Source organism: Vagococcus sp. (assembly GCF_052102835.1).
Classification (GTDB): Bacteria; Bacillota; Bacilli; order Lactobacillales; family Vagococcaceae; genus Vagococcus.
In genome coordinates, this window is the sequence record NZ_JBQEIL010000003.1 from 50,017 (window position 1) to 64,193 (window position 14,177).

Below are 14,177 nucleotides of genomic sequence, written 5' to 3' on the forward strand. Positions count from 1 at the left end.
GTTACAACCCTTTTATAGAGGAGACGATAGGATGGAAATTACGAAAGCAATCTTGCATATTTTAGATCGGGAAGCGGGACATTTAATTTGTTCACAAGCAGTTTTAGATTTAAATGAATATGCAGTCAAACAATATTTAGAAGGAGTGGTAAAACAACTTCAAAAAGCAGAATTTAAATTAGGTCAATTATCTGAAGAAACGTTACTCTATCAAAAAATTAAAGAGAGTGATGTCTCGTTTGAAGAAAAAACAGCAGATATTGCTCAAGATTTATTTGATAGTTTAGCGATTAGTGAAGATGCACCAAGTGGAGACTTACTCTTTTTTGAAGGTAAAGATCAAAAGGGCCCTCTTTTCGGAATTGTTAAATTTAATTATAAACCCAGTTATACGCATTTTGTTGACTATCAAGAAGATATTATGCAAAACAATATTATTTTAAATAAAACAATTTTTCCGTCTCCCACCCAACGAATTGAAGAGTGTCTCTTAGTTGATCAAATGACTTATCAAACACAAATTGTTGAGAAAAAATATCAATTTGAAGGACAAAAACGCTTTTTTATCACCGAACGTTGGTTAAAAATCGATCCAACGCCGACGGTTACTGAAAATTTAAAAATCGTAAAAAAAGCCGTGAAAGAGATATCTAATAAGTATAATGAATCTGAATTTGTTGCTTTTTCTCAGGCACAACAGGCTATATTTGAGAGTATTGAAGAACAGGGAAGTTTAGATAATCAACGAATAGCAGAAAGTGTTTTTGAAACGAATCTCTCTGCGCAAAATGATTATTTAGATTTGGTGAAACAAACTCGCTTTTCCGAGGAAATTCCAAATAATGTTCCGAAATACGAAAAAAAATATAGTAAACAAAAATTTAAATTGACGAATGGAATTGAATTGACGATTCCAGTTGATGTTTTTAAAGATAAAGAAATTGTTGAGTTTATTAATCATCCTGATGGCACTTTATCTGTGATGATTAAAAATGTCGAAGAAGTCATTAGTAAATTTTAGAAATAGAATAAAGAAGTTGATAAATTGTTTAGCTTCCGTTATAATAAATTAAATAAATCAATCCTTTAGGGGAGTAACCGGCAAAATATTGCGATGATATCAACAGTCAGGAAGTTTCTACGTAACTTTCTGGTATCATCTTAAATGGTGAGACCTAAGGCAAGGGTAAATCCTGCCTTAGGTCTCTTTTTATTTCGGGCTTTGAGGATTAAAAAAATATAAGGGGAATGTCGATTGAAAAAAGAAATGTATCAAGAAGCTATTGAAGCTATTTTTAAAAATCTCAATAGTTCAGAGCAAGGATTAACGAAAGAAACCGCAAAACAAAGATTAGCAGAAAATGGTCCAAATGCTTTGAAAGAAGCCGCGAAAGTAAGTAGTTTTCAATTGTTTTTAGAGACATTTAAAGATGCAATGGTGATTGTCTTACTTGTCGTGGCAGTAGTTCAAATGGTCATGGGTGCCTATATTGAATCTATTGTTATTTTCGCCGTTTTATTATTGAATTCAGTCGTTAGTGTGATCCAAACTAAAAAAGCAGAAGGTTCCTTAGATGCATTGAAAAGTTTATCAGCACCAGATGCAACGGTTATCCGTGAAGGCCGCGAGCAAAGTATCCCAGCAAAAGATTTAGTTGTAGGTGATATTGTTATTCTTGAAGCGGGAGATTATGTTCCGACGGACGGCCGCTTGTTAGACATTAGCTCACTAAAAGTGGACGAAGGAATGTTGACAGGTGAGTCTGTACCTGTTGAAAAAACATTAACCGATATTTCAAATGTCGTTCCAATTGGCGATCGAACAAATATGGTTTTTAGTGGGACGATTGTTACTTACGGTCGTGCGAAGTACCTAGTGACAGCCACTGGTAATCAGACAGAAATTGGTCAAGTCGCAAGTCTTTTAGAAGGAACAACTGAACAAAAAACACCACTACAACGTGGTTTAGATACATTTAGTAAGAAATTAAGTATTGGAATTTTGATTTTGTCACTTGTGATTTTAGGTGTTCAACTCTTTAGACTATTTGTTCATGGTAGCCATGGAGATATGACGACAGAAATTGTCAATGCCTTTATGTTTGCCGTTGCTGTAGCCGTTGCTGCAATACCAGAAGCCTTACAATCGATTGTTACGATTGTATTATCGATTGGCACTAAAAAAATGGCAGCACGCCATGCGATTATTCGTAAATTACCAGCGGTTGAAACGTTGGGTTCTACAAGTATTATTTGTACGGATAAAACGGGAACGTTAACTCAAAATAAAATGACGGTTCTCGATTATTATTTACCAAATGGTCAAACTGGAGCATTTAATTCACAACCTGAAACTTGGACAATGGCTGAGCGTCGCTTGATTGAAGTCAGTGTTTTAGCTAATGATGCGACGATTACAGACGAAGGAATTAAGCTGGGTGATCCAACTGAAATTGCTTTAATCGATTATAGTGACACCAATAACCAGTCATTTAAAGCCTTACAAAAAGCACATCCTCGTTTGACTGATTTACCTTTTGATTCGGAACGAAAATTAATGTCAACATTAAATAAAATGAATGACGAAACATTAATGATGACTAAAGGTGGTCCAGATATCATTTTCAGTCGTTGTTCACATGTATTACTTGATGGTAAAGTTGTTCCATTGACTGAAGAAATTAAAGGCCAATTACAAGAACAAAATGAGGCTTTTTCTCAACGAGCATTACGTGTTTTAGCTTTTGCGTATAAACCTTTAGAAGAAACAACCTTAACTTTAGAGGATGAAAATAATTTAATATTTGTAGGTTTATTGGCAATGATTGATCCACCACGTAAAGAAGTATATGGTGCGGTTGCAGATGCTAAATCGGCAGGGATTAAAACCGTGATGATTACGGGGGATCATAAGACAACCGCCGTAGCGATTGCACGTGAAATAGGTATATTTGAAGATGGTGATATGGCTTTAACAGGAACAGAACTAGATGCATTGAATGAAGATGAGTTGATGCGTGATTTAGAGAAGGTTTCGGTGTATGCGCGTGTTTCTCCAGAAAATAAAATTAGGATTGTTAGAGCTTGGCAAAATAAAGGGAAGATTTCTGCAATGACCGGCGATGGTGTGAACGATGCACCGGCACTTAAGCAAGCTGATATTGGAATTGCGATGGGAACAGGAACGGATGTCGCAAAAGATGCGGCTGCAATGGTCTTAATGGATGATAATTTTGCTTCAATCGTGAGTGCGATTGAAGTAGGTAGAAGTGTTTTTGATAATATCAAAAAAGCTATTTCTTATCTTTTCTCAGGTAACTTGGGTGCCATTATCGCTATTATCTTTGCTTTAGTGGTGGGTTGGAATAATCCATTTACTGCTTTACAGTTACTATTTATAAATTTAGTCAATGATTCATTACCAGCGATTGCTTTAGGTATGGAAAAAGCAGAACCTTCAATTATGAAGTTAGCACCTCGTGATCCTAAAGAAGGGATTTTTAGTGGACGCACATTGAATTCAGTTATTTATCGTGGTGTTATCATAGGAGCGGTTGTAATTGTAGCACAATATATTGGTAATCTACATTCACCCGAATTGGGAGTAGCAATGGCGTTCTCGACTTTGATTTGGAGTCGAACACTACAAACTTTTCCAGCACGATCAAATACACAAACAGCCTTCAAAGCTGGATTTTTCAGTAATCGTATGGTCCTTTTAGCGGTTGCTTTATGTGCGATACTTTATAGTGTGACTCTATTGCCAGGATTACGAACAGTCTTTTCATTACCGGCTAGCTTTACGTTAAATTATATCTTTTTAAGTATTGGTTTAGCTTTAGTTGCTGTTGTGTTAATGGAAATTACGAAAATTATTTTAAATCGTGTGCAACACAAAACGTATAAAGTAATGGACCAACCTCTTAATAAATAAAAATGAATGAAAAGACTGACTTACTTCAATTTTGAAGTAGGTCAGTCTTTTGTTTTTTTCACTAAATTAAGCTAGAAGCTCCCGCCTCCACCACCATGACTAGTTCCACTACTACCAGTGAAGGTAGAGGAACCACCACCCATATTCGAACCAGAACCTCCATTGTTTTTAGGGATATGTCGTGTCGTGATAATGTTGCTTGTTAAAATATCTTGATGCACTTGAAATTCAACTTCACTCTGAGCAAGATAATCGTAGTGATAATCTGGATCTTTCAATTGATAACGACGGATAATGATAGTTACAAAAACAAAAGCGACGACAATGCCACCGATGAGGGCAACGATAATTTTAGTGGCTGAAAGGTAGCGATAAGTCTCGACTTGCCCTGTTTTTGAATTGTAACGATAGCCTTTAGGAGCCCCTTTTAAACTATAATCTTGAACTAAAGATAGAAGAAGGTTAAACGTTTCAAAATAGTTTTCTTCTAACATAGGTTCAGTTAGTTGGTCGGTTATTTTTTTAATTCGTCTGTCTGAAAAAACGGCAATTGGATGGCCAGTAGTGACAAAATAAAACTCTCGAGCTTGCATGTTGATAATGAAGATGACGCCATCCTTTGTTTCATTAAAACCGAAACCACCATAGTCGTAAAAGTCAGCAGCAAACATTTTTGTCTCTTGTCCTTGAGTGTCATTTGTCGTTAAAAGGACAATGTCGATTTTAAATTCTTTTTGCAAGTCTTTAATTTTGTCATTGAGCTCATCCTTTTGTTCAGTGGATAGGAGCGTTGCTTCATCGAAAATACGGTTATCGGTTTCAGCAGGTGTTTGTGCAAAAGTTGGACTAGCGAATAAGAAAACCCCACTCAATAGTATGATAAAAAATAAATTCATTTTTTTAACAGTCATTAGAAAATCAGATACCCCCCAGCTAGAAGGAGTCCAGCAAGTGCGGCTCCTATTAATAAGGCATAACTAAAAAGTTTGCTTTTTTTAATGGGGAGGATACCACTAACTTTACCCGTTGCACCATTCATCGCATAATAATAAACTTTTTTTGTTTTGGTATCTTGATAAGTAATCAACCATAAAGGCAATAAGAGATAAAGATTAGATTGATCAATTATTTTTGTTTTTGATTGTTGCCGTGTCACTGAAGTATATCCATAAACATCATTTAATAAGACGTCTTTGGTAAAGTGACTTAATTCTTCATTAACTTCTTGATGAAGTGAGGTAAATTCGATATCTCTTTTTTCCGCTTGAAATCCTGAAAGAAATTGACTGTGAAACTCTTGAACATCTTCCACAGGAAATGGTTGAACGGATTCTATCATATTTTGTTTATCATTTTTGGAGAGCGCATTTTTTAGTAAAGCTTTAAAAGAAATCGTCCCATTTCGGATAATATCATAACGTCTCGTTCGTGTATATTCGGTTTCTCCTACCCGCCAAATATCGATTTTTGTTGCTTTAGCTGTTGCTTTTCCTTTTGTGGTTGCATCCACATTCCAATAAGGGAAGTAAACCCCTGTTAATTTTTCGATTTGTTGTTTATTAAAAAAACCACTAGGAATAAATTTTTTTCCTTTAGCCCAGTTTAAAAATTTTTTTTGAGCGTCGTCTTTTGAAATCTTAAAAGGTAAAATTGCATTAGGCAAGAAATCACCAGTGATTCGGTCGGTTAAAACAACAGGATTGTGACAATAATAACAAAAGGTAGCAGCAGTGGTATCGTTGGTAACGACTTCGCCACCACAGCTTGGACAATGATAAAGATTAAATGTTTTTTCTTTTGTTTCTTGGAGGTTTTCTTGTTTTTCAGCGAACTGGTCGGTCAGAATATCTTGTTCTGTAAATTTACTTAAACAGTATTCGCAATGGAATTGTTGCTTCTCTGGATCAAAAAGTAAAGGTCCATCACAATTGGGACACTTATGCGAAACCACATCATTCATTTTTTTCCAATCCTTCCTTTTTATAACGGAACGGCTTGGAAAGGCTGTCCGCATTCTGGGCAAAACTTAGGCAATTGATCGACAACGGTAATTACGGCATGACAGGCACTACATCGCATTTTAATACCTTGTGGCGTAGTGGCTTCGGGTTTTGGTAACCCACATTCCGAGCAGAACTTTCCAGTATTAACAGTCTGATCCTTGGGACAAGTCCAATTTTCATCATTGCTTGGTTGAGCTTGTTGTTGTTTGATTTGTTCTTGATTTGTTTGGGATGCTTGGCCAAAGAAATGACCAGAGGCCCCCATGCCAGCGCCCATTCCCATAAAACCAGTCATGCTTCCATTTGGATTAGAGCCTGCATCTTTCAAACCTTCAGCAATCGAACCTTGAACAAAACCTTCACGAATATTGGCGTCACCAAGCATGGCTCCTTTATTTCTCATATTGATTAATTCTTTAGAATCATCCGTATAAGAGATGCTCGAAACAGCAACAGAAACAACTTCCATTCCACGTAAAGCTCGCCAGCTATCATCTAAAACTGTAGCCATTTGTTGGCTGAGGGCTGTTGTTTTTGAAGGAATATAAGAAATTCGCTCCCCCATCATCGACATTTCACCGATTGAGGTTTGAAGTGCCGTTAAGAATTCTGCAAGAAATTGCTCGTTAATATCATTCATTTCGATATGCTCTTTATTTTTACCTGCGACATTCGTGTAGAATAAAATCGGATCCACAATTTGAATCGAATAGTTTCCGTGAGCTCTTAAAAAGAGTTCGGCGTTATAAAAATTATCAAAATAATTGATGGGACTACTTGTACCAAACTTAATCCCTCTAATTTCTTGTAAGTTAATATAAATCACTTGTTGTTTTTGTGGAGTGACACCTCCAAATTTAAAACGATTGAAAGATTCTTGAATAGCTTCTTTCATTCCACCAGTAAACATGGATGGAGCAAGGTCATTTTTAACAGTGAAATAGCCTTCTTCAGCAGTAAAGTCAATAATTTTTCCACCATCGACTAAAAGCATCATTGTATTAGGATAAACATGGATAACGGACCCATCTGAAACAACGTCTTCCGTTCCTTTACGATTTGAACCGCGACGATCATTTTTTCTGACTTTAATTCCTCTAGTTAGAACGGTTTGATCACTTAAGTTATCTGGTTCAATGATTTCTAGCCATTGATCAGCTAACCCACCAGATAGTGAACTACTTGCAGCTTTAATAAGTCCCATAATTAAATCACTCCTTTGTTCGTTATCATTATATTTTATCATAGTTTTTACAAGACTAGCAATCATTCTAAAGTCTGAGGAAAGAAGAGTAATTTATCATAATTGATGGTAATTTTAGGCCAGTTCACGTATAATGGAAGAAGTGATTTCATAGAAAAGGGAGGAACTGAATGTGACGTATCAAGCTCTGTATCGAGAGTGGCGTAGTCAAACGTTTGATGACTTAGTTGGTCAGAAAATGATGACACAGACGTTGAAAAATGCAATTATGCATCAAAAGATATCACATGCCTACCTCTTCACAGGACCAAGAGGAACTGGGAAAACGAGTGCAGCTAAAATATTCGCTAAAGCAGTCAACTGTCCTCATAGTGAAAATGGTGAACCCTGTAATAAATGTGAAAGTTGTATTGGCATTACTGAGGGTAAAATTAACGATGTTTTAGAGATTGATGCTGCGAGTAATAATGGTGTTGAAGAAATTCGTGACATACGTGATAAGGTAAAATATGCGCCAACACAAGTTAAATATAAAGTTTATATTATTGATGAGGTTCATATGTTATCAACGGGTGCTTTTAATGCGCTTCTTAAAACATTGGAAGAACCTCCAGGACATGTTGTTTTCATATTAGCAACAACAGAACCACATAAAATTCCAGCGACGATTATTTCAAGAACGCAGCGTTTTGATTTCAAACGAATCAGCTTACAAGAAATTGAAGCACACTTACAAGTAATTTTAAAAACTAAAGCAATTGAGTTTGAACCAGAAGCTTTGAAAGTGATTGCTCGTTCTGCTGAGGGGGGGATGCGAGATGCCTTAAGTATCTTGGATCAGGCGATTTCATTTAGTTCAGGTAAAGTAACGTTATTAGATGCTTTAGAAGTGACGGGGAGCTTGACGAGTGAAAAAATGGATGATTATTTAGCTGCTTGCCAACAGCAAGATTCGGAAGCTGCATTACAAATGATGGGAACTTTAATTGAAGAGGGGAAAGAAAGCCAACGTATCATTGAAAATCTTTTATTATATTGTCGCGACTTATTGATGTATAAAGAAGCAGCAACTTTAGTCGAAGAACAAAAAGGCTATGTGACGGATCAATTTAAAATATTAAGTCAGTCATTACCGAAAGAAAATCTTTATGATTGGATTGCGGAGTTTAATCAGACACTCAAAGAAATTAAATTTAGTGATCAACCAACGATTTATTTAGAAGTATTGACAATAAAATTAGCAAAACGGACCGTAACGTTTGACCAACAGGATGGGGTGTCAGCAGAGCGTTCTAATGGTCTGATTGCTGAGTTACATGCTAAAATTGAGACGCTAGAAAAAATCGTCGGTCAATTACAGCGACAAATTCAAGAAGATGGTTTAAGTGTTGTTTCTAAAAAAGAAAAAAAAGCGACTAATAAAAAAACAATTAAACCAAGTAGTTTTCGTGTACCGACGGAAGCCGTTTTTGAAGTTCTTGAAAGTGCAACTAAAGAACATTTAGAACAAGTCCAAGGTGCTTGGGAAGAGTTAGTGAGCATGTTAACGGTCACTCAACGAGCGTTGCTTAAGGCATCTGAACCTGTTGCTGCGAGTGAAAAAGGACTTATTTTAGCATTTGATTATGAAATTTTGTGTCAGAAAGTGAATCAAGATAGTGAATTACAAAGTGTGTTGCAACAAGGTTTAGATCGATTGATTCACTATCATCCTCATTTAATTAGTATACCTAAAAGTGAGTGGGGAAATTTAAGACAAACGTTTATTAACCAAATGAGCGAAACTGAAACAGGTCCTAAAAAAGAAGCTGAAAAAGTCAATCCAGTTGTTGATCAAGCAAAAGAACTGTTTGGTTCTCTCGTTGATATTATGGATGATTAAAAAATAAATGAAATATGAAGGAGATTATTAATTATGATGCGTGGAATGGGAAATATGCAAGGTATGATGAAACAAATGCAAAAAATGCAAAAAGAAATGACGGCTGCCAAAGACCAGTTGGACCAAAAAGAATTTACAGGACAAGCAGCAAATGGTTTAGTAGAAGTTATTATGACTGGAGATAAACGTGTAAAAAGTTTAACGATTAAACCTGAAGTTGTCGATCCAGAGGATGTTGAAATGATTCAAGACTTAGTATTAACAGCTGTGAATGAAACTCTAGAAATAATTGACCGTGAAACTGAAAAATCAATGGGTCAATATACAAAAGGTTTACCAGGATTTTAACCTTTTATAACGAGGAGAACTCATATATAAAATAAGAAGGCTTGGAATACTGACTAGTTTCCAAGTCCTTTTTAGCAGAAAGAGGGAGTTTTAATGCAGTATCCAACACCAATTGCAAAACTGGTAGAGAGTTATATGAAGTTACCGGGTATCGGGGCTAAAACTGCGACTCGTTTGGCTTTCCATACTTTAAGTATGCGGGATGAAGATGTCACTGAATTTGCAAAGGCGTTAATTAGTGTCAAACGTGATTTACATTTTTGTACGATTTGTGGCAATATAACGGATGAAGAGACATGTGAAGTCTGTCGAAACCCTTCTCGAGATCGTTCAACAATTTTAGTTGTGGAAGAGTCAAAAGATGTAATGTCGATGGAAAAAATGCGTGAATACCATGGTTTGTATCATGTTTTAAATGGTGTGATTTCTCCTATGGACGGTACAGGTCCGGACGATTTAAACATTCCAAGTTTACTTAAGCGATTACATGATCCCGAGATCAAAGAGGTTATTTTAGCGATGAATGCTACAACTTCAGGTGAAGCAACAGCCATGTATTTATCACGTTTAATCAAACCTGCTGGAATAAAAGTGACACGTTTGGCTCACGGTTTAGCGGTGGGGAGTGACATTGAGTATGCAGATGAGGTCACACTTTTAAGAGCGGTTGAAGGACGGACAGAATTATAAAAAAGAAATAGGCGGTATAAAAAATGAGTGGAATATTTATTACAATTGAAGGTCCAGATGGGGCTGGAAAATCAACAGTTATAAAAAAATTAGCCCAAAAAATAAGTGAAAATAGTTCAGTTCAGGTTTTGTTAACGCGTGAACCGGGAGGAATCGATATTTCTGAAGCGATTCGTGATATTATTTTATCACCTAAAAATATAGCAATGGATGAACGGACAGAAGCACTACTTTATGCTGCGGCCAGACGTCAACATCTTGTTCAAAAGGTTGAACCAGCTTTAAAAGAAGGAAAACTGGTATTATGTGATCGTTTTGTTGATAGTTCTCTCGCTTATCAAGGTGCGGGTCGTGAAATAGGAATGGAAGCTATTTGGTCAATCAATCAATTTGCGATAGAAGAAACGATGCCAGAATTGACATTGTATTTAGATATTGATGCTAAAATAGGATTAGAACGTATCAATCAGGGAAGAAAATTTGAGGAGTTAGATCGTTTAGATCAAGAAGGTTTGGTTTTCCATGAACGTGTTCGTGCAGCCTATTTGGAATTATTATTAAAATATCCAGAAAGAATTCAAAAAGTCGATGCATCAAAATCGATAGAAACTGTGATTGATGCGTGTTACAATTTAATTAAGGATAAATTTCCGAATTTATTTAATTAAGAAAGGGATGTTTAAAAATGAAGTTAATTTTAGCCATCGTTCAAGACAAAGATAGTAATCGTTTATCAAATGAATTTACCAAACATAATATTCGTGTCACAAAATTATCAACGACAGGTGGTTTTCTAAGAGCTGGAAACACAACTTTTATCGTCGGGATTGAAGACGAACGAATTGAAGATGTTCTTGAGCTAATTAAGGAAACTTGTCAGTCGAGAGAACAATATATAACGTCACCGTTAAGTTTAGATATGCCGATGGATTCTCATAGTAGTCGTCCAATCGAGGTTAAAGTTGGGGGAGCAACCGTCTTTGTTCTCCCAGTGGAAGGATTTTTCCACTACTAATGAAAAAAAAACAAACCCTGATGTTATCAGGTCAGCCTCAATGGGTTCGTTTTTTTAAAAAAGTTTCTTTAGAAAAAAAAATGAGCCATTCTTATATTATTGAAGGAAGTGACTCAGAAGAGCTCCTAGATTTTAGCTTGTGGCTGGCTCAATTACTTGTTTGTTCACATCAGAAAGAAGACGGAGATGCCTGTGGCGAGTGTCTGTTTTGTCAAAGAATTAGACAAGATGACTATTCGGATTTATTGGTAATTGAACCTGATGGCCAATCAATTAAAGTGGAACAGATAAAAGAAGCGAAACAAATGATGACCAAAAGTGCGATTGAAGGACGAGCAAAAATTTTAATGGTGCGAGATGCTGAGAAGATGAATGCCAGTTCACAAAATCGATTATTAAAGTTTATTGAAGAACCAGAAGGAGATACTTTTGTTTTTTTTCTAACGAATCAATTGAATCGGTTGTTATCAACGATTCAATCACGTTGCCAGCAAATTATCTTAAAACCGACATCTAAAAAAGAATTACGATCGTATCTAGAACAAGAAGGAATACCAGAAAAAACGGCACATTTACTTTCAGAAGTGACGCATTCAAAACAAGCAGCAGTTGAATTATTTCAAAATGAATGGTTTAATAATGCTAAGACAACTGTTGAAAAATGGTATCAACATCTGCAAAAACGTCATCCATTGGCATTTGTTGATGTTCAACAACATTTAGTTAAAATAGCTAAAGAACGTGAGCAACAGTTGCTAATATTCGATTTATTACTCTTTTTTATGAGAGATTATCAAGGAATTCAAGGAATACAAACAAAAGACGTTGAACAAGTATTGCTTGCTCGGAATAAATTAAAGGCCAATGTCAGCTTTCAAAATATTTGTGAACAACTTGTCTGGCGATTGATTGGATAAATCTAGGAGGAAAGTTTATGGTTGAAGTAGTAGGAGTCCGTTTTAAACCAGCTGGACGTATATATTACTATGCTCCGGAACGTCAAAAAGAATACGGTTATAATGATAAGGTCATTGTTGAATCTCAGAAAGTCAAAGAATTAGCAGAAGTTGCCATTCCAAGTAAGGTCGTGTTACCTGAAGACTTACCAGATGAACTACAGACCATTTTATATACAGCAACAGAAAAGCATTTAAAAAAAGAATTGAAAAATCAAGAAGATGCAAAAGTGGCATTAAAAGCAACGCATCAATTAATAAATAAACATAAATTAGCAATGAAATTAGTCAGTGTTAACTATTCTTTTGATCGAAGTAAAATGATTTTTTGTTTTACTGCAGAGAATCGGATTGATTTTAGAGAATTGGTTAAAGATTTAGCTTCTATCTACAAAACACGGATTGAATTAAAACAAATCGGTGTTCGTGACGAAGCGAAAATATTAGGGGGCATTGGTCCTTGTGGTCGTCCATTATGTTGTAGTACTTTTTTAGGTGATTTTGTTCCTGTCTCTATAAAAATGGCTAAAGAACAAAGTTTGTCTTTAAATCCATCTAAAATTTCAGGTTTGTGTGGTCGCTTAATGTGTTGTTTAAATTATGAAAATGATGAATATGAACGAATTCGTAAGATAATGCCTGATTATGGACAACGAGTGATGACACCAGATGGTCAAGGTAAAGTCATTGGTCTAAATATTTTGGATGAAATTGTTAAAATAAAACTTGTCAGTCGTGAAACCCCAGTTGAGTTTGATGCAAGTGAAGTGAGTAAAGTTAGTGTCGACTAAAAGAAGTAATTTTGTTGAAAAGGAAGATTGACATGGAAAAGATAAAACTATATGAAGAATTGGTTGATTTTGAAAATAAATTACAAACCATGTTAGGTCAAGTAGGTGAGATGAAGCATGTCGTAGATCTCTTACTAGAGCAAAACTTAAACTTAGAGCTCGAAAATCAGCACTTGCGTGATAAATTAGAAAAAACGGAACTATTACATGATGATGGCAAGCAAGAATTATCGAAGTCACGCTTAAACTTAGAAAAACTTTATGAAGAGGGCTTCCATGTGTGTAAAGATTTCTATGGCTCAAGACGTGAAAACCATGAAGAATGTGTTTTTTGTTCAAGTATGATTTATGGAAAATAAAAACTGGTTGGGAACTATTCCTTACCAGTTTTTTTAAAGGAGAAAATAATGAAACGACAAAAAAGTTTTAAAGAAATAACAGATCAATACGGTGTTTTATATTTAATACCAACTCCAATTGGTAATTTAGAAGACCTAACGTTTCGGTCTTTAAGAATGTTGAAAGAAGTCGATCTCATTGCGAGTGAAGATACGCGAAATACACAAAAACTACTCAATCATTTTGAGGTTTCAACTAAACAGATTAGTCTTCATGAACATAATGTAAAAGAAAGGGTACCTGAGTTGATTCAGCGGTTGTTATCAGGAGAAACAATTGGTCAAGTCAGTGATGCAGGAATGCCTTCTATTAGTGACCCAGGGCATGAATTCGTCTTAGCAGCTATTGAAGCAGGGATACGAGTTGTTGCTTTACCTGGTGCGAGTGCAGGGATTACTGCTTTGATTGCATCTGGAATATTACCACAGCCTTTTTTATTTTATGGGTTTTTACCACGTAAGAAAAATGAACAAAAAAAAGTTTTTGAGACTTTGAAAACAGAAAAAGCAACGCTCATTTTTTATGAATCTCCTTATCGTGTGAGTAAAGTTTTAGAACAGATGCAACCTTACTTTGGTTCAGAACGTTTGGTGACGGTGTGTCGAGAATTAACTAAAATACATGAAGAATATTTACGTGGAACATTAGGGGAAGTTTTAGAATATCTTCAAGAACATGAACTAAAAGGAGAATGTTGTTTAATTATCGAAGGTCAACTTAAAGAAGAAATCATCATACCAGATGACCTCCTTAATTTAACAATTAAAGAACAAGTAGAACAATTGATAGAGACTGATAAAATAACCTCTAAAGAAGCAATAAAACAAGTTGCTAAATTAAGAGGATTAAAAAAACAAGATGTTTATCTCGAATTTCATCAATAAACAATGGAGAACAGAGTAAAGTCTATTGCATAATGCGACAGTTATGCTATAATTTTATTGTATATCTTTGT

Annotated in this window: 14 protein-coding genes; 11 read left to right on the forward strand and 3 right to left on the reverse strand. The window is 35.5% G+C overall.

The features are described from left to right. Positions 1-31 precede the first annotated feature (31 nt). Both ACTJFD_RS04065 and ACTJFD_RS04070 read left to right on the forward strand, forming a co-directional pair. Entirely contained in the window at positions 32-1,021 is a 990-nt protein-coding gene (locus ACTJFD_RS04065) for a nucleoid-associated protein (protein ID WP_442259834.1), read from the forward strand. A 246-nt stretch (positions 1,022-1,267) separates the two neighbouring features. Further along, positions 1,268-3,934, forward strand: a complete 2,667-nt coding sequence (locus tag ACTJFD_RS04070) for a cation-translocating P-type ATPase (protein ID WP_442259994.1) — start codon at positions 1,268-1,270, stop codon at positions 3,932-3,934. Between the two features lie 71 nt (positions 3,935-4,005). Here the strand turns inward: ACTJFD_RS04070 and ACTJFD_RS04075 are convergent, their stop codons facing one another. From ACTJFD_RS04075 to ACTJFD_RS04085, 3 genes are read right to left on the reverse strand one after another with little or no spacing between them, the layout of a single operon-like run. Beyond that, positions 4,006-4,845 carry a TPM domain-containing protein gene (locus tag ACTJFD_RS04075; protein ID WP_442259835.1) on the reverse strand — a complete coding sequence of 280 codons (840 nt, stop codon included), beginning with the start codon at positions 4,843-4,845 and terminating at the stop codon, positions 4,006-4,008. Beyond that, a complete protein-coding gene (locus ACTJFD_RS04080) occupies positions 4,845-5,894 on the reverse strand; it encodes a TFIIB-type zinc ribbon-containing protein (RefSeq protein WP_442259836.1) in 1,050 nt (349 codons plus the stop codon). The genes ACTJFD_RS04075 and ACTJFD_RS04080 overlap by 1 nt, the downstream gene beginning before the upstream one ends. 20 nt (positions 5,895-5,914) lie before the next feature. After that, entirely contained in the window at positions 5,915-7,141 is a 1,227-nt protein-coding gene (locus ACTJFD_RS04085; protein ID WP_442259837.1) for an SPFH domain-containing protein, read from the reverse strand. 172 nt (positions 7,142-7,313) lie between these two features. Here ACTJFD_RS04085 and dnaX point away from each other — a divergent pair, with 172 nt between their 5' ends. The 9 genes from dnaX to rsmI all read left to right on the forward strand — a co-directional run bounded on the left by dnaX (position 7,314) and on the right by rsmI (position 14,106). Next, positions 7,314-9,023: a DNA polymerase III subunit gamma/tau gene (gene dnaX / locus ACTJFD_RS04090; RefSeq protein WP_442259838.1), complete on the forward strand. Its 1,710-nt coding sequence runs from the start codon at positions 7,314-7,316 to the stop codon at positions 9,021-9,023. A 33-nt stretch (positions 9,024-9,056) separates the two neighbouring features. Further along, entirely contained in the window at positions 9,057-9,371 is a 315-nt protein-coding gene (locus ACTJFD_RS04095) for a YbaB/EbfC family nucleoid-associated protein (protein WP_442259839.1), read from the forward strand. Between the two features lie 93 nt (positions 9,372-9,464). After that, positions 9,465-10,061 (forward strand): recombination mediator RecR, encoded by a 597-nt coding sequence (gene recR / locus ACTJFD_RS04100; RefSeq protein WP_442259840.1) that lies wholly within the window; start codon positions 9,465-9,467, stop codon positions 10,059-10,061. 23 nt (positions 10,062-10,084) lie between these two features. Further along, positions 10,085-10,729, forward strand: a complete 645-nt coding sequence (gene tmk / locus ACTJFD_RS04105) for a dTMP kinase (protein WP_442259841.1) — start codon at positions 10,085-10,087, stop codon at positions 10,727-10,729. Positions 10,730-10,746: 17 nt separating this feature from the next. Then, positions 10,747-11,076, forward strand: coding sequence for a cyclic-di-AMP receptor (locus ACTJFD_RS04110; RefSeq protein ID WP_442259842.1), 330 nt, complete (start codon positions 10,747-10,749; stop codon positions 11,074-11,076). Then, positions 11,076-11,993, forward strand: coding sequence for a DNA polymerase III subunit delta' (locus tag ACTJFD_RS04115; RefSeq protein WP_442259843.1), 918 nt, complete (start codon positions 11,076-11,078; stop codon positions 11,991-11,993). The genes ACTJFD_RS04110 and ACTJFD_RS04115 overlap by 1 nt, the downstream gene beginning before the upstream one ends. A 17-nt stretch (positions 11,994-12,010) precedes the next feature. Continuing rightward, positions 12,011-12,823, forward strand: a complete 813-nt coding sequence (locus tag ACTJFD_RS04120; protein ID WP_442259844.1) for a PSP1 domain-containing protein — start codon at positions 12,011-12,013, stop codon at positions 12,821-12,823. A 32-nt stretch (positions 12,824-12,855) separates the two neighbouring features. Then, positions 12,856-13,182 carry an initiation control protein YabA gene (locus ACTJFD_RS04125; protein WP_442259845.1) on the forward strand — a complete coding sequence of 109 codons (327 nt, stop codon included), beginning with the start codon at positions 12,856-12,858 and terminating at the stop codon, positions 13,180-13,182. Between the two features lie 48 nt (positions 13,183-13,230). Continuing rightward, positions 13,231-14,106, forward strand: a complete 876-nt coding sequence (rsmI, locus tag ACTJFD_RS04130; RefSeq protein WP_442259846.1) for a 16S rRNA (cytidine(1402)-2'-O)-methyltransferase — start codon at positions 13,231-13,233, stop codon at positions 14,104-14,106. Positions 14,107-14,177 lie beyond the last annotated feature (71 nt).